Origin of the sequence: Psychrobacter sp. GP33, from assembly GCF_014119005.1 — a bacterium.
Taxonomy (GTDB): domain Bacteria; phylum Pseudomonadota; class Gammaproteobacteria; order Pseudomonadales; family Moraxellaceae; genus Psychrobacter.
Genome location: NZ_JACGYX010000001.1, coordinates 513,851 through 536,865 on the forward strand (window position 1 = coordinate 513,851; position 23,015 = coordinate 536,865).

Below are 23,015 nucleotides of genomic sequence, written 5' to 3' on the forward strand. Positions count from 1 at the left end.
AGTTATTGGCTTTGAGACAAGATTTATTGTTTTAATAAATTATTCGATAAGAAGAATGGACGCAAGGTAAAAGATAATAGAAGTAAGAAAACCGCGAAGAGAGGGGAGTTTATTATGGTGAAATGTCCATTTTTTTAGGACCTCAACTAACTCCATAATACTATCATGGTTTTGAACAAAAGTCAGCCTTTATAAATGGCTAAGCCGTCTACAAGAAAAGCTTACTATAAGTAGGGATATAGCGTATAAATGAGTCATACCCACACAAAGTATGAGGATTATATTATGAACTGGCCCCTTTTCTCTATGATTTACTCAATGGCAGCAACCGTTATCATCGGCATATTCATGATTGCCGCGTTATTATCAGGATTCAATGAAATCCCGCATATCCAAATTGCAGTTGCCATTGGTGTCTTGGTCTCAATACCTGCTGGATTATTCTTGACTAAAAAAATAGGAAATATTACAGGTAATGAGGAAGGTTATAAAGTCTAGGAGCAAATAATCCTCTATAAATGGCATGAAGGTAAGCATAAAGTGTTAAGCATTAAAAAAGACCCATATTAAGGGTCTTTTTTAATGCTAGTTATCTAGAAAATACTATAGCTTAAACTTTAAGGAAATTTTACTTTAGCTCAACCGTTGCACCATTTTCAATATTAGCATAAACCTCTAGTACGTCCCAGTTGGTCAAGCGCACACAACCAGCTGATGCTTGACGGCTGATGCCTTCAGGTTTTGGTGAACCATGTAGACCGTAAGAAGGCTTAGATAGACCCATCCATACTACGCCAACTGGGCTATTTGGACCTGGTGGTAACATATGCACTTTTTTCTGAGCACCTTCACCAACGGTGGCTTTATACCATGGTAGTTTTACTTTATTGACAATTTTAAAGCTACCTTGCGGTGATGGCGTGCTGTCACTACCGATGGTGGTTGGATAGGTAGCAACCAATTTATCGCCATTATAAGCGTATAAAGTTTTGTCTGCTTTACTGGCAACCACACGGGTAATACGCTCTTTTAACGGAGCGCGAGTATTTAGGACGGTGACGGTTTCACCAGCTTGATAGGTTTTATTTTGATTTAATTTATCAAGATAGCGCACATCCATATGGAAGCGTTCTCCTAACATCTCTTTGATGTCTTGATAATATAGACCTTTCATTTTAGATTTTTCTTCAGCGCCAGCTGGGGTCACTGCAAAGTTGGTATTAAGGTCTTCATCTATCAACGTATAGGTAACTAAAACCGGCTTATTCGCAGGAATATTTTTAATCAGCGCATCCCAAGTGGCTTGATCCATTTTCCCAGTAGCGGGTAAACCGCGCATGTTTTGGAAGTTAATCAATGCTTTTTTACTGTTCATGCCCCAGCCACCATCAATAGCGCCGGGAGAAGCATGATTCCAATCTAGTAAGGCTTGCATTTTGATAGTCATTGCTGAATTGACTTTCATATTTGGCGTCCAAACTGCCTCATTCACTTGCTTGGCATAATTGGATAGGTTCAGAGTGGTATGCTTTTTACCATCGATACTTTCAATGCTTTTGATTGCCGCATCATTATTAGCATCGAGACGTTGTCCATCACTTGGGAATGAGAAGTCTGGATTGGCAAAAGGATCGTAAGAGGCAGTACTACCCGGATCGGCAACCACTTGACCACCATTGATATCATCAGACTGATCATCTTTACGGGTAAGCTCTGCCACACTCATATTATCAGCGGCAAGCTTAGTACCAGCTTGAGCAGCTGCTTTAGGTTGAGTCGTAGTTTTTGGCTGATTGATTGATTTTGCAGTTGCAGTGTGGTTGCTCGTTGCGTGGCTACGGTTTTCTTGGACATTAAGGCTAGTTTTTACCGCAAGGTCAGACAACTTATCTGCCGTACGCACAGATAGCGGACGACTGTTGTCATTCGGCGCAGCAAGAGCGCTAATGCTAACGGTTGCGCTCAACGCGGCAATGGTCATAGAAATAACAAGAGGTTTTATGGTCATCATAATGAGTCACAGTTGAAAGTTTAATGGGGCTATTATGCGCATAATTTGGGCACTGCGCAAATTTTTGACGACTCTTTTTGGTAGAATTAGTGATTGCGTAGCAGTTGCTGACGTATAACGTACAATATAGTAATGATTGGGTTAAGCACAAACTGCAGTATGCTGCATTTTGAGATATTTTTATGCAACCTTTTACTGCATAATAAGTTAGCTAGTCTCTTTTTTATCTTCTTATATGCTTTTTTATAAAGGTAGTGCTACGTTAATGACGAGATAGTAAAAGAAATTTTGTTTATATAAAATGCGAATAAGAAATTGCAAGGTTCTTATTCGCATTTTGCCAGCGTCGTTTTTATTAAACTAACTGTGACAGTTATTGGCGCTGCATAACGTTTATGTCTATAATGCGCTAACACGTTTTAATTAATCCATTAGCATGTCGCCAATAAGTCGCTAGTCAGTGTGCATGTAACCAATAGGGTGAGATATGTCGGAACACCAAACCATCAGTGCAGAAGATTTTCAGAATCAATATTTTAGTGGTCACGAGTCGCATGAGTTTGATCTTGATTCCGAGCATGAATTTGCAGCGGACGAAACTGGATCGCTCACAGAGCACAGTCAGTTTGCCACACTGCATGCAGAGCTTGAAGAAGCCCGTGAGCAGTTATTTAGCATTCGCGATTTTATCCGCTTTGGTGTCACTCAGTTACGCAACTATGAGGTAGTCGTGGCGCAAGGAACAACTGACGAGTTCGCTGAAGCCTCAGCCATTGTCATGCATTCTTTATCGCTAGATTGGTCAGCTGATGAGCAGATTCTGGATTGTCGTTTGACTTCTTCAGAAAAGCAGGCAGTATTGGCATTATTAGAAGAGCGTATTGCTGAACGTAAGCCGCTAAGCTACTTGATTAATTTAGCCTATTTTTGTGACTTGCCATTTTATGTGGATGAGCGTGTATTAATCCCACGTTCGCCGATTGCTGAGTTGATTCAGCAGCAGTTTTATCCTTATTTTGATGCTAATGAACTTGCAAAGCCGCTTGGTAAAAAGGGCACTGAGCAGGCGTCAAAATTCTATGAGCATGGATTAGAGGTGATGCAATTGTCACAGCCTGAGCGCATTTTGGATATGTGTACTGGTTCTGGCTGTATTGCTATTGCACTGGCAACGCGTTTTGTTGATGCCTTAGTTGATGCCGTTGATATTGATAAAGCCGCGTTAGAAGTGGCAATGGTCAATGTGGATCATCACGACTTAAACCATCAAATAAATGTCATTGAATCTGACTTATTTGCCAAGCTGCCACCTGAGCATCAGTACGAGCTGATCGTGACCAATCCACCGTATGTGGATGCCGCTATTATGGCAGATTTGCCGCCTGAGTTTTTATATGAGCCTGAGCATGCGCTAGCAGCCGGTCAAGACGGACTTGATTTGGTGCATCATATTTTATATAACGCTGCTGATTATTTAAGTCCTGAAGGCTTACTGATTTGTGAAGTTGGCGACAGCGAATGGGCATTGAACCAAGCTTATCCTGATATTCAGTTCGATTGGCTCAAATTTGCCAATGGTGGTCACGGTGTATTCGCTATTACGTTTGATGAACTGATGACCCATCGCCATTTATTTGCGCATTATGTCCAGTTGTTAGGGGTTCAAGCTCAATAAATAACAGCTTATTTTACCGTTCACTGGCATTAGCATACGTGTGCAATACCTTCTAACCTCAATGATTGATAATAGGTTTTACCCGTTTAAGGATAAACATGGCTGGCAATAGTATTGGAAAACTTTTTTCAGTGACCACGTGCGGTGAGTCACACGGGGCAGGCTTGATGGCTATTGTCGATGGTGTACCATCAGGCTTGGCATTATGTGCTGAAGACTTACAAATAGATTTAGACCGCCGCAAACCAGGCAGCTCAAAATACTCAACCCAGCGCCGTGAGTCTGACGAAGTAGAGATTATCTCCGGTATTTTTGAAGGTAAAACCACTGGAACGTCTATCGGGTTACTGATTCGTAATACCAATCAGAAATCTAAAGATTATGGCGAGATAAAAGATACTTTTCGCCCCGGTCATGCTGATTATACCTATAGTATGAAATACGGCTTTCGCGATTATCGCGGTGGTGGACGCTCCTCAGCACGTGAAACTGCGATGCGTGTAGCTGCTGGTGCGATAGCGAAAAAATATCTCTACGAGCGTTTGGGCGTACAAGTGCGCGGGCATGTTACCCAAATGGGTCATGAGCGCACGCAAGTGTTGGACTCAAAGGCTATTGATTGGGATTTTGTAAATAGCAATCCGTTTTTCTGTGCTGATAAAGATGCGATTGGACGGTTTGAAACTTTGATAGATAGTTTACGCCGTGAAGGTACCAGCTGTGGCGCACGCCTAGAAATTATTGCCAGTGGCGTTCCAGTAGGCTTGGGTGAGCCGGTTTTTGACCGTCTCGATGCCGACATTGCTCATGCGATGATGAGTATTAATGCCGTTAAAGGGGTTGAGATTGGCGATGGTATGGCAGTTGCTGAGCAATTTGGGCATAGCGCACGCGATGAGATGACACCGGATGGCTTTACCGCCAATCATGCTGGTGGTATTTTAGGCGGTATTTCTTCTGGGCAAGATATCCGTGTCAGTATTGCGTTAAAGCCAACGTCGAGTATTACTACGGCTGGCAAAAGTATTAATACTCAGGGCGAGGCTGTTGATATGTTGACCAAAGGTCGTCATGACCCTTGTGTTGGGGTGCGTGCCACGCCAATTGCTGAAGCCATGCTGGCGATTGTCTTACTTGACCACTATTTGCGTAATCGTGGACAAAATGCTGATGTAGTACCGCCAATTGCTGCTATTGAGCATTAGACTATTTGCTTAACGGTCATGCAACTGCCCTCTGCATTCTTGATTAAAGGTGACTCTTTATTAAAGAATTCAAAGGGCTTTTTTATATCTTCGAAATTTAGTATAAGGGATAACAAATGAGTAAATATTTAGATGCTGTTATTGTCGAACATAATCCTGCTAACAAAGCCATTAATCGAGCGGTCATTTGGTTACACGGTTTGGGTGCTAGTGGGCATGATTTTGAGCCAGTAGTACCTCAACTAGGCTTGGCTGACGATATGGCAGTTCGCTTTATCTTTCCTCATGCACCCGAACGTTCAGTAACCATTAACGGCGGTATGGTAATGCCAGCATGGTACGATATCTTGGAGATGAGTATTGAGCGCAAGGTTGATGTTAGTCAAATTGAAACATCAGCACAGCAAATTACCGATTTAATAAACCGTGAGATAGAGCGCGGTATAAAGCCTGAATATATTGTGATAGCTGGTTTCTCGCAGGGCGGGGCAGTGGCGTATCATTTGGCGCTTAGCTATCCACAGCGTTTGGCGGGGCTAATGGCACTGTCCACTTATTTTGCCACTAATGAGACCTTAGACTATAGTACTTCAAATAAAGATATGCCCATACTAATTGAGCATGGTACGTATGATCCTGTGGTTCCTGTTGTACTTGGAGAACAAGCGCAGCAGTTATTATCGGCTAAAGGCTACCCTGTTGAATACCGCACTTATCCGATGGCACATCAGGTTTGTATGCCACAAATTCAAGGTATCGGTATGTGGTTAAATAAAGTGTTAACGCAAACCTCTAAATGATATGAGTGAGAGACAGATAACGTGTAACGTGATGTAATAGTTATAAGTTATGGGTTGTCATATAGGTCATATTTCCTATATAATGCGCCTATCAATTGGGGATGTTCTGGCTTCGACGCTGGTGATGAAACTCAATGATGCATGTCGAGAGTATATGTCCTCTCGTTAATCAAACATATATTGTTATAGTCGCAAACGACGAAAATTACGCTCTAGCAGCTTAAACCCTGTTTACTTAGTAGCTGATCACCTATAGTCGGTCAACTAAGTTGAAGCGTCCGCATATAGGCTCGCCACAAGGGATTGTCTCAATCGCTTGGGTTCAAAAGTAGAGAATCGTCCAATCCATCCTGACTGTCGGATCGGTGCGGATTAAAGCCAAAGACAGAAACTAAACATGTAGATTCATGAGCGTAATGCTGGCGGACGCGGGTTCAACTCCCGCCATCTCCACCAAACATTAAAAATCCGATCACTTAGGTGGTCGGATTTTTTTTATGTATTTATTATTGAAACTTCCTGTTATTGATCTATATTATTTAAACCGCGAATTTTTTAGCACCTACTACGCAGACTACTGCTCCTAATGTACTTATCAACATACCTATGCTCACTGTCTCATGGAGTAAGATAGCCGCTAATATTAAGCCCATAAAAGGTTGCATCAGTTGTAACTGACCCACGGCTGCAATACCACCCAAAGCCAAACCACGATACCAAAATATAAAGCCGATAAACATACTGAATAAAGACACATAAGTTAAGCTTGCCCAAGCCGTCATGCTTATCTCTACCAAAGATTTTGGCCACGTCAACCACGCAATGGGTAACATAATAGGTAACGATAGCATCAATGCCCAACTGATGACCTGCCAACCGCCTAATGTTCTTGATAAACGCCCACCTTCTGCATAACCAAGACCGCAAGCTATGACAGCGCCCAACATAAGCAAACCTCCTACCAATGACGTGTGTCCACTGCTTAATGCGGCATAACCGGCGACAAATGTGCTGCCTAACAAAGCAAATAACCAAAACAATGCAGGAGGACGTTCGCCCCCGCGCCAAACCGCAAAGATGGCTGTAAATAATGGTAATATTCCTAGAAATACAATCGCGTGTGCAGAGGTGACATACTGTAATGCTAATGCGCTTAATAAAGGAAACCCAATGACCACGCCCAAAGTCACAATAGCTAATGCTGGCAAATCAGCCTTAGTCGGCATACTTTGTTTTAATAATAATAATACTGCTCCGCCAAGTAGTGTGGCAAGGGTTGCTCTTGCAGCGGTAAGAAACATAGGATCAAAGCCCATAACCGCTAGACGTGTTGCTGGCAGCGACCCTGCGAAAATAACCACGCCAATAAAACCACTGATCCATCCTTGAGTTATCTTTTTCATAATCATCTCACTGTATATTCAATGCAGTGATTAAAACAAAAACGCGATAGGTAATCTATATACAATCCAGTACAATTAAACGAAACTGTTTGGTATTGCTAACCCATACAGTATTAGCTTTTTAAGCCATTACTATGTTTTTAACTTTGGTAAGGCTTGATTTTAAACTTGCTATAGGATGATATTCTAAACGCGAGGCATGCAATCAAAGATGAATGAGATATGAGAGTTCAATTGACAAGAATTGAGATAGTCATGGCAAATGTAAAAGCAAAAATAGCTACTGTCATTTATATGCCGGGCACCCGATTGCCTTCTGTACGTGCTGCTGCTAAAAGCTACGGCTTCTCAGCATCAACAGTCGTAGAAGCTTATGAGCGGTTGCAAACAGATGGGGTCATATACTCTCGTCCTGGCGCTGGTTTCTACGTTGCAGATATTACTGCACCGTTGTCTTTGGCAGATATGAGTCCAAACCTTGATCGAATGGTAGACCCATTATGGATATCAAGACAGTCTTTAGAGCCTTCTGATAGCGTTTTAAAACCGGGCTGTGGGTGGTTGCCACCGGATTGGTTGTATGAAGAGGGTATGCGACGCGGATTACGGCAGGTAGCAAGAGCAAATGTTCAAGTTATCAGTGAATATGCGACGCCATTAGGGTTACTAGCATTACGCCAATTATTAGTACGGCGTATGGCTGGTTTAGGTATTGATGCGGAACCGTCACAAGTGATATTAACGGAATCCGGCACTCAGTCCATAGACCTCATTTTTCGTTTTTTATTGAGCCCAGGTGATACCGTAGTCGTCGATGATCCCTGCTATTTTAACTTCCATGCATTATTACGTGCGCATCGAGTCAAAGTGATAGGCGTCCCTTATACGCCCACTGGTCCAAATGTGGAAACCTTTGCGACAATTTTAGAGGAACATAAACCGCGTCTTTATATTACTAATGCGGCTATACATAACCCAACCGGCGCGACGCTATCGCCAGCGACCGCATATCGTGTACTGCAGTTGGCGCAGGCAGCAGGATTATATATTATTGAAGATGATATTTTTGCGGATTTTGAAACCACTCCAGCGCCTAGGCTTGCTGCATTAGATGGCTTATCGAGGGTGTTTTATATTGGTAGCTTTTCTAAAACCTTATCGGCATCCTTACGCTGTGGTTATATTGCGGCTCCTGTTGAATGGGTAGAAAGCTTATTAGATTTAAAAATAGCGACGGGCTTTGGTGGTGGACAATTGGCAGCGGCAGTCGTACTGTCTGCATTGAATAATAGTGGATATCGTAAGCATATGAGTACAATACATACCCGTTTGGCACGTGCACGGGCGCAAACGGTACCATGTTTGGCTACACTAGGCATTGTACCTTGGCTGACCCCACAGGCTGGTATGTTTCTGTGGTGCAAACTGCCCGATGGCAATAGTGCAGCTGTATTAGCGAGTCGATGCTTGGCGCAGGGCGTAGTCCTAGCTCCAGGCAATGCATTTAGCCAATCACAAAGTGCGGAAGGTTATATGCGTTTTAATGTGGCACAAGCAAGCGATGCGCGTGTATTTGAGGTGTTGGCGAGGACGTTAAATTAAAAGTACTTTCTGACGATATTTTATATCTATAAAAATAGCCATAAAAAAAGCCAGCAACATAATGTCACTGGCTTTTTTCATAATTGAATCCGTTATTCTAAAGATTACTCTTCAGAATAATCATCTTCGCTCTGATCATCTTCTGCTGCTTCGTCATCGCCATCTTCAGAAAGAATGGTAACTAAGATAGTGGCAGTAACGTCATGATGTAGTTGAATATCAACATTGTATTCACCAACTTGACGTAATGCACCTTCAGGAAGCTTGATCTCAGCGCGATCTACTTCTAGACCTGAGTTGGTTAATGCTTCAGCGATATCGCGTGTACCGATAGAGCCAAATAATTTACCTTCGTCGCCTGACTTAGCACGCATGATAACATTAACGTCAGTCAATGCATCAGCACGTTCTTGAGCAGTATCGAGCTCTTTTTTCTCTTCGGCTTCAAGTTCAGCACGACGTGCTTCGAACTTTTCAATGTTAACTGCAGTTGCAGGTAACGCTTTGCCGTGAGGGATAAGAAAGTTACGTCCGTAACCTGGTTTTACATCGACAGTTTCACCGAGTTTACCAAGGTTGACGATACGCTGTAACAAAATAATTTGCATGAGTCATTCCTAGTTAACGGTTAACCCTGATGGTTATCAGTGTATGGTAATAGCGAAAGATAACGAGCTTGCTTGATAGCAGTCGCTAGTTGACGCTGATATTTAGTAGATGTACCAGTAATACGGCTAGGTACGATTTTACCATTTTCACTGATATACTGTTTTAGCAATTCTACATCTTTATAATCGATGTGAGTAATGCCTTCAGCAGTGAAACGGCAGAATTTGCGACGGCGATAGAAACGTGCCATAAGTATTCTCCTTTAATTAGTCTTCACTGTGGTCGTTGTCGTCATTATCGTTTTCACGACTGTCTGGACGACGAGTAGTTGTTGCTTTGCGTGCACGTTTTTCATCGGCATTCTTAGCTAACTGCGACTCTTCAGTGATTGCGTCGTCACGGCGCATGACTAGGCTACGAATGATCGCGTCATTATAACGGAACAGCTCTTCAAGCTCAGCTAAAGTCTCACCGTTAGTTTCAATGTTGAAAAGAACGTAATGAGCTTTATGAATCTTGTCGATTGGGTAAGCCAATTGACGACGACCCCAGTCTTCTAGACGATGGATGATGCCGTTGTTGTCTTGAACCAACTTGATGTAGCGTTCAACCATACCGACAACTTGGTCGCTTTGGTCTGGGTGTACAAGTAACACCACTTCGTAATGTCGCATAATGGACTCCTTACGGATTAGTAGCTATCAACCCTATGTTAATAGCAAGGAGATCTATGAGGTAAACTTAGTTTCGAAATAATGAGATTCAAAATAATGAGACTCAAAATAATGAGGGATAAGCTTAGCTTATAAAGCGCCGTATTATAGCAGCAACTCTGCTCGAACACAAAGGATTATCGCTTGTGTGCATTTAATAAAATTATAAAATAAATAATACAGGCAAATAAAAAAGCAACGTTTGAACGATGCTCTTTATTGATAAAGGGATGATTTATTACTAATAGCGTTATTTTTTGCGTTTAACCAATTGACTGTTATCCGCTTTAACCACTAAAGTTTTGGCAAGTTTATCATGCCAGCCAATATTTTCAGGGCTTTTGTATGCGGCATAATAATGCATTGCAATCACTACAAAACCTAAAAAGCTAGTAAAGGAAAATAGCAAATTATAAATGATAAACAGCAGTAGGGTACGCATGCCGACCAATTTAATAAACGATGGCAAGCGGTGCGTGGTTTGATCAACCACACGAATACCGGTTAATAGCTTACCAAGCGACTGACCACGTAGCATAATAAATAGCAGCTGTAAGGTAAAGAGCCCAAAAACCATCACTTGTGACATCATTAAGGTGGCGCTTGGAATATTCTCCATTAGGGTCATGGAGTATTGATAAGCGGCGTCTATATTTTGGATATCTTGAAATTTAGTATAGTCAATATCCATTTTGGTTAATGCCATCACCAATGGAACGATAGATAGCACATAAAGTAAGCCATTGAGCGCAGTCGCCAATAGTCGTGACATGATAGGCGCTAAGACCACATTACCAATCACTTTATCTTTGGCAGAAATGGGTGTGGTATTGGATTTGTTTAAGGATACATTGCGAGCTGGCGTTTGCTGACGGTTGCTCGTCATATCCATCTTGGCACTATCTGCTGGACGCTCTGCTTTGCCATATAATCTATCAGTAGATACTTTATTGTCTGAACTGCTTTGACCGTTATTCGTGTCTTCTGGAAATACGGTGACATTATTAATAATGTGGTCATCGGTACTGGTGTTATTCATTGTGACAGTCGGTAGAGGACGATAGACGGTCTGATTGCCGGTTAAATCGCCAAGACGCTGCCATTGATCTAAACCGTCATGCCATACTAAGTCTTCAAGCGTCACTTCACCAGATGCCAACATAATGTTCAATTGATTGACATCATAAGGTCCGGCTTGTACATTATTTCGAGCAAGAAAAATTTGCATAGTTGCCTACATTCATTGGGAGTTATGTCTTACAGTATTATATTAGGATACGTTTGCCATTAACAAGTGCGCTTTATTAATACATTTAGTAAAGGTGAGAGGCACTTTTAGCATCCGCCATATACAGCTTAGGGTTTGTCTGGTCACTCATCAGTATAAATGATAAATGGCAGACAAACCCTAAAATGCATGGTAATACTTATTTATTAATAATAGCTAATCGTAGCCTATTATCTGGCTAACAATGATGACACGTTATTATGCCTCTTCACCTGCTAGGAAGAACCAAGTATCAAGTACAGAGTCAGGATTTAATGATACTGAGCTGATGCCTTGTTCCATTAACCAAAAAGCGAAATCTGGATGGTCAGATGGACCTTGACCACAGATGCCGATATATTTATTAGCTTTGCGGCAAGCTTCAATCGCCATAGACAACAGTTTCTTCACTGCAAGGTCGCGCTCATCAAACAGATGCGAGATGATACCTGAGTCACGGTCAAGACCTAGCGTTAACTGAGTCAAGTCGTTTGAACCGATTGAGAAACCATCGAAGTGTTCTAGGAACTCATCAGCAAGTAAACAGTTGGTTGGCAGCTCACACATCATGATAACGCGCAGACCATTTTCGCCACGTTTTAGACCATTTTTCTCAAGTAACTCAAGTACTTGTTTGGCTTCATCAACGGTACGTACGAACGGAATCATAATTTCGACATTGGTCAAGCCCATGGTGTCACGTACGCGCTTAAGAGCTTTACACTCAAGCTCAAAGCAGTCACGGAAATTATCAGACACATAACGACTGGCACCGCGGAAGCCAAGCATTGGGTTTTCTTCTGATGGCTCGTATAATTTACCACCAAGCAAGTTAGCGTATTCGTTTGATTTAAAATCAGACATACGCACGATAACGGGCTGATCCATGAAGGCAACAGCTAAGGTTGAGATACCTTCAACTAATTTATCAACATAAAAGTCAACAGGTGAGGCGTAGCCAGCAATGCGTTCATTGATAGCTTGTGCCACTTCACGTGGTAAGCTGTTCATGTTAAGTAACGCTTTTGGATGCACGCCAATCATACGGTTGATGATAAACTCAAGACGGGCAAGACCAATACCTTCATTCGGCATTTGGGTAAATGAGAAGGCACGGTCTGGATTACCCACGTTCATCATAATCTTGAACGCCAAATCAGGCATAGATTCGATAGAGTTGGTTTGTATTTCAAAATCAATTTGGCTCTCATAAATAAAGCCAGTGTCGCCTTCCGCACAAGATACGGTGACGTCTTGACCATCAACCAGTAATTCGGTGGCGTTACCACAACCAACGATAGCCGGTACACCAAGCTCACGCGCGATAATGGCGGCGTGACACGTACGACCACCACGGTTGGTGATAATCGCTGCCGCACGTTTCATAACCGGTTCCCAATCTGGATCGGTCATGTCTGAAACCAAAACGTCGCCTTCTTGAACCTTATCCATCTCATTTAAGTTGCTAACGATACGTACTTTACCCGCGCCAATACGTTGACCGATTGAACGACCTTCACATAAGATTTTGGCACCTTTAGTATCGATGACATAGCGTTCCATTACGTTGCTGTCTTGACGGCTTTTAACGGTTTCAGGACGGGCTTGCACGATAAAAATCTCGTTGCTATCGCCATCTTTTGCCCATTCGATATCCATCGCTTGACCGTAATGCTTTTCAATGGTCACGGCTTGCTTGGCAAGATTGGTCAGCTCTTCTGTGGTTAAAGAGAACTGCATACGCTCTTGTTTTTCAACGTCAACGACTTTAACTGATTTGGCAGTGCTGCCTTCATCGCCATAAATCATCTTCTTTTGTTTACTACCTAGGTTACGGCGAATAATCGCAGGTTTACCATTGGCAAGCAGTTGCTTTGAGATGTAGAATTCATCAGGGTTGACCGCGCCTTGCACAACCATCTCACCCAAGCCGTAGCTTGAAGTAATAAAGACCACTTGATCAAAACCACTTTCTGTATCTAGGGTGAACATCACGCCAGCTGCGCCAGTTTCTGAACGTACCATACGTTGTACGGCAGCAGATAATGCCACGCCTTCATGTTCAAAACCTTTATGCACACGATAAGAGATCGCGCGGTCATTATATAAAGAAGCAAATACTTCTTTAATAGCAATAAGAACGTTATCAATACCGCGAATATTTAGATACGTTTCTTGCTGACCAGCAAATGACGCATCTGGTAAATCTTCCGCAGTGGCAGAAGAGCGTACGGCAACCGCAATCTCTTGACCATCGCTCATTTCTGCAAATGAATCACGAACGGCTTGCTCTAGATCTTTTGGTAATTCTTGTTCAACAATCCAGTTACGGATTTTTTTACCAGTCGCGGCAAGTTTAACAACGTCATCAACGTCAAGCGCTTTTAGCTCACTGTTAATTTTGTCAAGTAAGCCTGTTTCGTTTAAAAAACGATAAAAAGCATTTGAAGTTGTGGCAAAGCCGCCTGGAACACTAACGCCCAAATCAGATAAGTGGCTGATCATTTCACCAAGTGAAGCATTCTTGCCACCGACCATTTCGATGTCGTCTTTTCCTAACTGATCAAGATTGATTACAAGTGCTGTAGATTCCGCTGCCATGATAACTCCAGAAAATAAGGTTATTTAGTAAAGATTATAACGCTGAATTATACCCGCATATTAGGAAGATTTCGAGTGATTTAAGCAAATATTTTCTAAATAGGAGCAGTTTTTCACTTATTTATGAAAAATAATCGAGTTTTTAGTAGGATATTTTTTTCGCTGTCGAAAATATCAAGTTAGTATTCATTTTTATAGTGCTGTAAAAAACGTTATTTAATGGTTATTAAGGCGTGATAAATAGTGGTAATAGCTAGTAATGCCTACTCATAAGAATAAATGCTAGAGAAGCAGTAGTAGACAAGTCTACAATGATGACTAAAACGAAGGCTGGATAGTTATGCTAACATTGATTTCTATTGGCTGCCTATTGTGAGTATAATGTCAGTCATCCCTGCTTAATAAGTCAACCACTCAAAGGCACCCATCGAGGTTTTTCAGTTATGTATTCAAGCAATCCGTCTGAACAAAATAAGCCCACGATTCAAAACCACCACGCGCTAAGCTTGGACAATTCACAAACCATTCGAAGTGCATTTTTTATCTCTGATGGAACTGCGATTACTGCAGAAACATTGGGTCGTTCTATATTAAGTCAGTTTGCCTCTGTGCCATTTGAAACTCGCGTGTTGCCTTATGTTGATACTTTAGAGCGAGCCGATGATGCAGTTGAGCAAATTAATATTGCTTATCAGCGTGATGGGCTACTGCCATTGGTGTTTGATACTATTGTTAATCCTGAGATTCGCGAAAAGATAAATGCTGCTCGCAGTTGTAATTTAGATATGTATGAGGGTCTGATTGGGCGTATTGCTGAAGAAATAGGTGTGGAACCGGATGGTGATTCTGGACATGCGCACGATAATGTAGACTCTGAAACCTATAAAGAGCGTATAGATGCAGTCCATTTTGCGCTCGATAACGATGATGGTGCTCGCACCCGTCATTATCATGCAGCCGATATTATTTTGATTGGTGTATCGCGTTCAGGTAAAACGCCGACATCGTTATATCTAGCCCTACAATTTGGTATCCGCGCCGCGAACTACCCGCTGACTGAAGATGATTTATACGATAATCAGTTGCCAAAAGCGTTGCGTGAGCATAAAGATAAACTGTTTGGGCTAATTATTGATACCGATCGCTTAGTGAAAATACGACAAGAACGCCGCGCCGGTAGCCGTTATTCAAGTTATCAGCAGTGCCAGCAAGAGCAGCGTGCGATACAAGGCATCTATACCTCACAAGGTATTCCAAGTCTTGATGTGTCCGAGATGTCCGTTGAAGAGATTGCCACTCGTATTTTGCAGATGACCGGACTAAAGCGCCGCATTGGTTAACTTTATAAGCATCACATAGTATTACCACCCTCTATTATTAGGCTTGGCTGATAAGCCATTAAAATTTACTATAGCTTATTTTATAGTATGGAACGATTATCTATCTATTAACCCGCTGAAAAATCATAAAGTAAAGAGGATACAATGGGAAGAAAACGTAAAGGCGATACCACTAATGATACAGGTAGCAAAATGACTACAGAAGTCTCCAATAAAGACAGTGGTAGTGCGCCAGTGACACTACCTGAAGTGACTACTCCTGCAACTAAAGATGAGCGCATTGAGCAAACACATGAGCAAGTGAATGATGACATCATGCATCACCCACAATTGGTAAATCCGCTGGATGATATCCGTATTGATGTAAAATCCGGCTTTACCAAAGACTCACAGCGCCTCAAAGGCGACAAGCATGAGTTTGAATATGACGCGGTCGTATTGGGCGCAGGTCCTGCGGGTGAAGCTGCCGCCATGAAGCTTGCCAAATCAGGTAAGAAAGTAGTGGTCATTGACCCGCGTGAGCAAGTAGGAGGTAACTGTACCCACGTTGGCACTATCCCTAGTAAAGCGCTACGCCAATCGGTCTTTAATCTGATTAACTTTCGCCGTGATCAGATGTTCACCAAAGCGATGGACTATCATCAAGTGCCGCTGAATATCGTGTTAGCCAAAGCTCGCAAAGTAATTCTTCAACAGGTTCAAACGCATACCCGATTTTATGAGCGCAACCAAATCGAAGTGATTCATGGTTGGGCAAATTTTATCGATAAAAACACGATACGTATCGAGATTGATGAAAATACTTTTGAAACCATTACCTTTAATAAGGCAATCATTACTGTCGGTAGCCGTCCATATCGCCCTGATATCTTAGACTTTGATCATCCACGCGTGTTTGATTCTGATAAAATTCTACAGATGGATTATGTGGTTAAGAAAATCATTATTTATGGCGCGGGCGTGATTGGCTGTGAATATGCTTCTATCTTTACTGGTCTTGGCTATAAAGTGGATTTGATTAATAACCAAAACCAGCTGTTAAGCTATCTTGATAGTGAAATCAGTGATGCCATTGCCCATGACTTCCGTCAATTCGGCGTGGTTATCCGCAGCAATGAAGAGATCGACCATTTAGAGACGCATGATGACTGTGTGATTTTGCATTTAAAAAGTGGTAAAAGAATTAAATCCGATGCGATTTTATGGTCAAATGGACGCTCGGGTAATACTGAAGGCTTAAATTTAGAAAGTTTGGGTCTAAAAGCCAATAGCCGTGGTCAGCTGAAAGTTGATGATACTTACTGTACCGAAGTTGAAAATATCTATGCCGCGGGCGACGTTATCGGTTGGCCATCATTGGCATCCGCTGCTTATGACCAAGGTCGCTGTGCTGCCGCCTTTATGGTTGGTGATCTTGACGCCGAGCCAGTATCAAGCGTTCCAACCGGCATTTATACTATTCCTGAAATTTCATGTATCGGTAAAACCGAGCAAGAATTAACGGATGCTAAAGTACCTTATGAAGTAGGTCAGGCATTCTTTAAACACTTGGCGCGTGCGCAAATTATTGGCGAGCGTTCAGGTGTTCTAAAAATCTTATTTCACCGTGAGACGTTAGAGATTTTAGGGATTCATTGCTACGGTAATCATGCCTCTGAGATTATTCATATTGGGCAAGCAGTGATGAAATGTAACGCCACACTTGAATACTTTGTTAATACGACCTTTAACTATCCAACGATGGCAGAAGCCTATCGCGTTGCAGCATTGAATGGTTTGAACCGTATATTTTAAAGGTTGCAAGTATTAAAGTGAGTCAATAAAAAAGCGTCTGTTACGGTACAGGCGCTTTTTTTTATGCATTTTTTAATAAGTTAAGATAAGTTGTTTTATCTTAATGCTTATTAAAGTTTTTTAATTTCAGCAGTCACGTTATTAATGTGGCGAGCATCTTGCATGCGCCAACGAAATAACAGCAAGAGCATAAAGTAAAACAACCACAATGCGGCAAGCGCGTAAAGTCCAGTTGCCACTTGCGCAATACTGGCACCCATTTGATTCAGCTGCACAGAAGTGTTTAGTCCTGGCGTTGTCGGTACCAGCCAGCGTATTACTTTTAAAGCTTCTGGTAACTGGTTGGCAGGCCACGGATAGCCACTTAAGAAAAATATCGGTAACGAGCTGAAGATTAATATCTGCAAGCTGCGTTCGCGCTGCCTAAACCATAATCCAAGGACACAGCCAAGGGTCGCTACTGTTGGGCAGAATAATAACAAAAATAGTAAGCTACCAAGCATGTTGTGTCCGCGTGGATAGTTATGCAGCTCAAACATCCACCCGTAATAAAAGCAGCCAACCAAAAAGCTGAGCAGGCTTAACGCCATAATACGCCCAAGCCAGCCACTAATACTGGTCGCATGACGGCGCTCTTCATACCACGTACCAATGAGCATTGCCGTCGCCATTAATAGTGTTTGTTGCAAAATAAGGATAGCAACCGCTGGCACGACATAAGCGCCATAGCCTTGGGTTTGATTGTATAGCGGAATGATTTGTAATGGCACGGCTTGGGTATTTTTTGCAGCCGTAGGCGAATATGCCCCTTGTGCCACGTTTTTCTTTACCTCAATGCCTGCTGACACGGTACTGACCGCCTGCAAAAACCCCAGTTGCACGTTTCTATTTAAAATAAAGTAACCGCCATTGCCTAGCACGCTAACACTGGCTGCTTTTCCTGATAATACTTTTTCCTCAATCCCAATCGGGATAATCATATAGCCAGCAATGTTGCCCGACCAAATTGCCATTTTTGCTGCTTGCTCATTACTAAAGGGTTCGACATCAATTTGTGGACTGGCGCTCGCATAACGGACAATCGTACGTGATAGCACGCTATTATCATGGTCAATAATGCCAACGGGCACATGATTGACCACTTCTGCTGAGTAGGGCCACGGATAAAAGAAGCCATATATAATAGGTGCAATAATGAGCATCAATAGCACGCCTTTATCTACAAAGATATCTTTAAGCGTTTGTATAAAACTGGCAAAAAAAGTCTGCGCTGAGAGGTTATGTTGTGGGGCAAGATTTGATTTTGACATTAGCGAGCGCCCCAACGTTCAGGATGCGCCAAAGCGCGTTTGGTCAATAAAGTGGTTAAGCTCATTGCCACAATAGTTGCCAATACCAAGCCATAAACGATTGGCACTGAGATGGCAGCTGGCGCTTGCATTTGTAATTGAGCAATATGCAACTTTAAATAATGGGTAAGGGGTAGCGCATCCGACCAATGCTGAGCGCTGTCACTAATTGCGATATAAGGAAAGGTGACCCCAGCGAAGGCATAAGAGGGCGCCGAGATAAACCCCGTTGCGGACAAGCCTGTGCGTAAAGAGAACGAGCCAAGGGTAAAGATTGCTCCCAGCCAAAAGGAAAGTGCCATCAATAATAATAAACCGCAATATGTGATCATCAGCGAGTCGGCAGCAACCGCTTGCTGTCGAGTAGCAAGCCATAACGCCAACGCTGCCCAAATACTATAAGCCAACATTGGCCAAACGTATTTACCTAATAGACCAGCTAATAAAACGGTCAGATATACTGTTTTCGGTGTTGATAATAGAGGTTGTGAAACGTTATCGGCTGTGTTTAGCGAATTATTATCAAAACTATTACTATTTTCTACCGTTAAATCAGGATGACCGCGCGCAATAAAATGATACCAGCGACCCAGCTGCTTATCACGTAGCTCGCGCCCGATGGTAGTCGCACCAATCACCATAGCTAATATATGCAATAACGCTGGAATTACTGTCGACGCTAAAAACTGCTGATAGTTAGTTGCCGCATTAAACAAGCTGATGCGCTGAATACCAATCGGTGAGTAGGCGATTGTTGCTTGCGACGGTGCCATGCCTTGCTTAACCAAGCGTTTTATTTCAACGCCCGCAGATAAAGTACCAGCAACGGATTGCACACTTTTTTGGATAATCCCTGAATGCGTGCCGTATTGAGCATTGACCTGTAATATTAAAGGCGCAGGTTTACTGGATAAAATATTGCGCTCAAAGTCTTCAGGAATAATAACCAGCGCATAAATATCGCGCTGTAATATCGCTGCTTTGGCAGTGGCTGGCGAGTGATAAAATTGCTGAATAGTAATATCAGGGCTGGCTTCTAGATAGCGCGCGACTGTATTGGAGATAGGGCTGTTGTCTTGGTCAATCACGCCAATAGGTAAATCAGTGATTTGAGTTTGGGAAAAAATCCACCAAACCATTAATACTGTTACGAGTGGTAGCCACACCACCATGGTCAAGTCCCATGGATTTTTGGCTAAAAACCGCCACTCATAAGCGCTGCTGCGACTAAAAGCCCGAATAAGGCGCATTGCTTACCCTTTAACTTTATTAGATTGAGCCGTATTGGACACTTGCGGTGTGATACGCACGATGACACTCATGCCCGAGCGAATTCTAGGGTCAGGAGTGGTGGGTCGTGCTTTGATTTCAAAGGTTCGCACATCAAAACCATCTTCACTATTCGTCGGTCGCCACGTGGCAAAATCCGATAGCGTTGATGTTGCATAAACGATAAATGATTTGGTAAAAGGCTGGTCTGGCGAGGATAGCGCCGGAATAGTGCCCGTAAATTGCTGACCGATGGCAAATTGATTTAGGTAGGTTTCAGTGACGTTAATCACAACCCACTGCTTATTTGTATCGACTAAGGTTAAAAGTGGCACGCCTTGACCAATGACCTCACCAGCACTCACGATCACATTATCAACAATACCGGCAATAGGGCTTTTTAAGTTTGCTTCTTCTTTAGCGACCAATGCTTCATCGAGCTTGGCATCGACTTGTGCTACTTGCGCCACTGCTGCCGATTTGTCTTCGCTACGCGCCCCTTCCATCGCTAAGTCATATTGTAACCGTGCGGCTTCCGTTTGACCTTGAGTCGCTAAAGATTGGGCAAAGGCTTCATCGCGCTTTTGCCGCGCCATTAAGCCCTCTTCATAAAGGCGATTAACGCGCTCATAAGTGTTGGCTGCCAAGTCAGAAGCCGCTTTGTTAGCAAGCCATGCCGCTTTTGCTTGAGCAATCTCTTGAGGACGGGCACCATTTTCCGCTTTATCCAACTGACTTTGTGCCATTTGCTTACCTGCACGTGCCTGATTAATCTTGGCATTAATCTCAGGTGAATCCATCTTAATCAGCTGCTGACCAATAGTTACCATATCGCCTTCGGTAACTAAAATTTGAGCAATACGCCCAGGAACTTTCGCTGCGATGGAGGTTTGTTGCATTTGCATTTGCCCTTGCAAGGTAATAACTTCGGGCTCGTTATGTTGCGTGCTTTTTAACAATCCATAACCGATAGCACTAAGAATTACGATAACCAGCAGCGCCACGATAACCTTTTTAATAACAGCAGAAGATTTGGTTTTTGATTGGCGACGCTGATAGGCAGTTATATTTGATGTATTTTCAGGCGCACCATTAGACTTAGCTTTATTATCTTGATTATGAATTTCATTTGCTTCAATCGTTTCTGATGCCATAGTATCTATAGACATGTGCTCAGCGCCTTTCCCGTCATGTTGCTCAGTAGCATCGGTAGAGTTTTGAGCGTCGTCTGCATCGTTCTTAGGGTCGTGCATGGCTATGACATTCCTAAAGCAATAAAATCAGTGAAGAGCGAGATAATGTTTTATTTTTAATATATAAACTATAAAGTAAGGGCAGTTATGAAAATTTGGCATTCACTCCCTTACCGTCTTAAAAAGCTATTCACTATATAAGGTAGGCAATCTGATATCTGCTGCATTAAGATAAGCATTAAAGGCTAGGGGCGTGCCACAACTTTGCATCAATGCCGCCAGTCCTTGTACATAGTTATTTGCCGCTTGCGCCTGTTCGGTGCGCGCCTTTAGAAATTGAGTCTGGGCTTGAACCACATCAACGGTGGTGTTTACACCTTCTTGGAGACCCAATCGACGCAAACGTAATACTTCTGCCGCCAAGTCAACATTGCTTTGCAGCGCTTGATAGCGTGATTGGGCGTTATTCACATCGTGCCAGTTTTTTTCGACCAGTAATAATAAGTTATCACTAACTTCAATCTCAGATAAATCCGCTTGCCGTATTTTGGCACTGCTTGAGGCGAGCAATGCGGTCTTATCAAGTCCACCCCACAGCTTCCAGCTTGCCGATACGCCAGCAACCCAGCTTGGCTTTTGTTCTAATTCGCCATAGCCATATAGCATAACAGTAGGCTTATAACCCGTGTCTGATAATGCATGTAGCTGCTGGGCTTGCGCTCGTTTGGCAGCGACTTTTTGTAATCCTGGATGATGATGCAGTGCCAGTTCTTGAAAGTAGCTGACATCAGGCAGCTGGCGACTAGAGACAAATAATGGCGTGGTTGGTTTAATGGGATAATTGGTACGTAGTAGACGTTGCAATGCAATCATCGCAAGCCTAGCGTCATTATTAGCATTGACCGCCTCGCTATTGGCATCTGCTAGCGCCGACTGAGCTTCTAGGCGTTCAACCCGAGAAATAAACCCTTCTTCGAATAAGCGCTTGGCCATATGATCGGTCTGTTGCAAGGTATCGTAAGCATCTTCACGCAAATAGGCAGCAATAATCGCCAATTGCGCTTTAAAATATCGCTCAATTAATGTGTTATATAGCTCATTTTTATCCAAGACACTATCTGCGACGGCCTCTTGGGTACGTGCTTCTGACAATCCTGTTAGCGCTGTAGTTCGCCCCGCGGTATATACCGGCCAAACCACCCCGACGCCAGCACCTGTGCGTGTGCCTGAGCGTTTAAATTCGTAGCTATCTGGAATACGCTCACCAACCAATTCTCCAAAATTTGGTAGTGCTGGCAGCGCTGGAATAGAACCACTGACATCGCCGACAGCACTATTTATGTTAGAGACCACGCCATTTTTCAGCTTAGATAAATCGACGTCTTCTTGTAAGGTATAAGCACTAGCAGATACTTGGGCAAACACAAAAGGATTGTCTACCGTTTTTAAGGCATCCGTCTGATAGTCACTTGCAGCGATGGCAGCTTGATTGGCAGCAAGCTTTGGTGATACTTGTAACAGTATATTTTGTGCTTCCTCAAGGCTCAAAAAACTGGATACCTCAAGCGGATAGCTGTTATCAATATTTTTATGCGTAACAGGGTCATTTATGGTGCTGAGCGCAGGCGTGTTTTTTTCCTCTTTTTTCTCATGGCGGCTTATTTCTGTCACTGCTGACTTATTTACTCTAGTAATTTGGCTAGTCTCCACCTCATTGCTATTACTTTTATTATCTTTATTAGTAACTTTATTTTCGACAACTGCAGAAGCAGGCGCGGACAATCCCATTAGTAAAGTAGCAAATACAGCAGCAGACAAAGACGACCACGCAAATTTCATAAGTTAAGTACGCCATTGATGAAAGAGAATTAGTATGACAACAAGATGCATACTGTAGAGCGACAATCATGACGGGTCAATACTTATTAAAAGCTTGTATTATATTACATAAGGTAATTAGCGATGCTAAATCACCTTTACTATATAAAAGTGATGTCATTTTTAGGCTAAAATTATACAAGATTTATTCTAATTTACCGTCAGTGTTTTGATACAGTAAAGCTGATAATCATAAGTAGGAATGGTAATAATCTCTGTAAAAATCATAGGAAAAAGTATGAAAAATAAAATAAAAAATAGCTAAAAGCTACAAAGCGATAGCCTCTAAATTTAAAAGCACAAGCT

The 23,015-nt window shown here is 42.6% G+C and carries 18 protein-coding genes and 1 other RNA gene; 8 read left to right on the top strand and 11 right to left on the bottom strand.

Going from position 1 to position 23,015, the window contains the following annotated elements:
* The first annotated feature begins 285 nt into the window (after nucleotides 1–285).
* On the top strand, nucleotides 286–498 hold the full coding sequence (locus H2245_RS02145) for a hypothetical protein (RefSeq protein ID WP_182405523.1): 213 nt from the start codon (nucleotides 286–288) through the stop codon (nucleotides 496–498).
* A 130-nt stretch (nucleotides 499–628) separates the two neighbouring features.
* Here the strand turns inward: H2245_RS02145 and H2245_RS02150 are convergent, their stop codons facing one another.
* Nucleotides 629–2,014, bottom strand: coding sequence for a L,D-transpeptidase family protein (locus H2245_RS02150; RefSeq protein WP_404944651.1), 1,386 nt, complete (start codon nucleotides 2,012–2,014; stop codon nucleotides 629–631).
* A gap of 484 nt (nucleotides 2,015–2,498) precedes the next feature.
* Here H2245_RS02150 and prmB point away from each other — a divergent pair, with 484 nt between their 5' ends.
* The 4 genes from prmB (at nucleotide 2,499) to ssrA (ending at nucleotide 6,147) form a co-directional block, all read left to right on the top strand.
* Nucleotides 2,499–3,686 carry a 50S ribosomal protein L3 N(5)-glutamine methyltransferase gene (gene prmB / locus H2245_RS02155; RefSeq protein ID WP_182405527.1) on the top strand — a complete coding sequence of 396 codons (1,188 nt, stop codon included), beginning with the start codon at nucleotides 2,499–2,501 and terminating at the stop codon, nucleotides 3,684–3,686.
* A gap of 98 nt (nucleotides 3,687–3,784) precedes the next feature.
* Nucleotides 3,785–4,891: a chorismate synthase gene (gene aroC / locus H2245_RS02160; RefSeq protein ID WP_182405529.1), complete on the top strand. Its 1,107-nt coding sequence runs from the start codon at nucleotides 3,785–3,787 to the stop codon at nucleotides 4,889–4,891.
* 116 nt (nucleotides 4,892–5,007) lie between these two features.
* On the top strand, nucleotides 5,008–5,691 hold the full coding sequence (locus H2245_RS02165; RefSeq protein WP_182405531.1) for an alpha/beta hydrolase: 684 nt from the start codon (nucleotides 5,008–5,010) through the stop codon (nucleotides 5,689–5,691).
* Nucleotides 5,692–5,788: 97 nt separating this feature from the next.
* Nucleotides 5,789–6,147: a transfer-messenger RNA gene (gene ssrA / locus H2245_RS02170) on the top strand.
* 83 nt (nucleotides 6,148–6,230) lie between these two features.
* On the opposite strand, the gene H2245_RS02175 is transcribed toward ssrA, so the two are convergent.
* On the bottom strand, nucleotides 6,231–7,094 hold the full coding sequence (locus H2245_RS02175) for a DMT family transporter (protein WP_182405533.1): 864 nt from the start codon (nucleotides 7,092–7,094) through the stop codon (nucleotides 6,231–6,233).
* Between the two features lie 222 nt (nucleotides 7,095–7,316).
* On the opposite strand from H2245_RS02175, the gene H2245_RS02180 reads away from it, so the two are divergent.
* Nucleotides 7,317–8,696: a PLP-dependent aminotransferase family protein gene (locus H2245_RS02180; RefSeq protein WP_182405535.1), complete on the top strand. Its 1,380-nt coding sequence runs from the start codon at nucleotides 7,317–7,319 to the stop codon at nucleotides 8,694–8,696.
* Between the two features lie 104 nt (nucleotides 8,697–8,800).
* Here the strand turns inward: H2245_RS02180 and rplI are convergent, their stop codons facing one another.
* The 5 genes from rplI to ppsA all read right to left on the bottom strand — a co-directional run bounded on the left by rplI (nucleotide 8,801) and on the right by ppsA (nucleotide 13,886).
* Entirely contained in the window at nucleotides 8,801–9,304 is a 504-nt protein-coding gene (gene rplI / locus H2245_RS02185; RefSeq protein WP_182405537.1) for a 50S ribosomal protein L9, read from the bottom strand.
* Nucleotides 9,305–9,324: 20 nt separating this feature from the next.
* Nucleotides 9,325–9,555 carry a 30S ribosomal protein S18 gene (rpsR, locus tag H2245_RS02190; RefSeq protein ID WP_062536005.1) on the bottom strand — a complete coding sequence of 77 codons (231 nt, stop codon included), beginning with the start codon at nucleotides 9,553–9,555 and terminating at the stop codon, nucleotides 9,325–9,327.
* Between the two features lie 16 nt (nucleotides 9,556–9,571).
* Nucleotides 9,572–9,979: a 30S ribosomal protein S6 gene (rpsF, locus tag H2245_RS02195; RefSeq protein WP_182405539.1), complete on the bottom strand. Its 408-nt coding sequence runs from the start codon at nucleotides 9,977–9,979 to the stop codon at nucleotides 9,572–9,574.
* Nucleotides 9,980–10,268: 289 nt separating this feature from the next.
* Nucleotides 10,269–11,246: an RDD family protein gene (locus tag H2245_RS02200; RefSeq protein ID WP_259365038.1), complete on the bottom strand. Its 978-nt coding sequence runs from the start codon at nucleotides 11,244–11,246 to the stop codon at nucleotides 10,269–10,271.
* A 258-nt stretch (nucleotides 11,247–11,504) separates the two neighbouring features.
* Nucleotides 11,505–13,886, bottom strand: a complete 2,382-nt coding sequence (gene ppsA / locus H2245_RS02205) for a phosphoenolpyruvate synthase (protein ID WP_182405541.1) — start codon at nucleotides 13,884–13,886, stop codon at nucleotides 11,505–11,507.
* A gap of 443 nt (nucleotides 13,887–14,329) precedes the next feature.
* Between ppsA and H2245_RS02210 the strand changes: the two genes are divergently transcribed.
* Both H2245_RS02210 and sthA read left to right on the top strand, forming a co-directional pair.
* A complete protein-coding gene (locus tag H2245_RS02210) occupies nucleotides 14,330–15,226 on the top strand; it encodes a pyruvate, water dikinase regulatory protein (protein WP_404944637.1) in 897 nt (298 codons plus the stop codon).
* Between the two features lie 315 nt (nucleotides 15,227–15,541).
* Complete coding sequence (sthA, locus tag H2245_RS02215) at nucleotides 15,542–17,020, top strand: Si-specific NAD(P)(+) transhydrogenase (protein WP_182405679.1); 1,479 nt, start codon at nucleotides 15,542–15,544, stop codon at nucleotides 17,018–17,020.
* A 110-nt stretch (nucleotides 17,021–17,130) separates the two neighbouring features.
* On the opposite strand, the gene H2245_RS02220 is transcribed toward sthA, so the two are convergent.
* From H2245_RS02220 to H2245_RS02235, 4 genes are all read right to left on the bottom strand, one after another.
* The gene (locus tag H2245_RS02220; RefSeq protein ID WP_182405543.1) at nucleotides 17,131–18,330 is read right to left on the bottom strand and encodes an ABC transporter permease; all 1,200 of its coding nucleotides are present in this window, start codon (nucleotides 18,328–18,330) and stop codon (nucleotides 17,131–17,133) included.
* A complete protein-coding gene (locus H2245_RS02225; RefSeq protein ID WP_182405544.1) occupies nucleotides 18,330–19,619 on the bottom strand; it encodes an ABC transporter permease in 1,290 nt (429 codons plus the stop codon). The genes H2245_RS02220 and H2245_RS02225 overlap by 1 nt, the downstream gene beginning before the upstream one ends.
* A gap of 3 nt (nucleotides 19,620–19,622) precedes the next feature.
* Nucleotides 19,623–20,891, bottom strand: coding sequence for an HlyD family secretion protein (locus H2245_RS02230; protein WP_220464349.1), 1,269 nt, complete (start codon nucleotides 20,889–20,891; stop codon nucleotides 19,623–19,625).
* Nucleotides 20,892–21,017: 126 nt separating this feature from the next.
* On the bottom strand, nucleotides 21,018–22,670 hold the full coding sequence (locus tag H2245_RS02235) for a TolC family protein (protein WP_182405546.1): 1,653 nt from the start codon (nucleotides 22,668–22,670) through the stop codon (nucleotides 21,018–21,020).
* Between the last annotated feature and the right edge of the window lie 345 nt (nucleotides 22,671–23,015).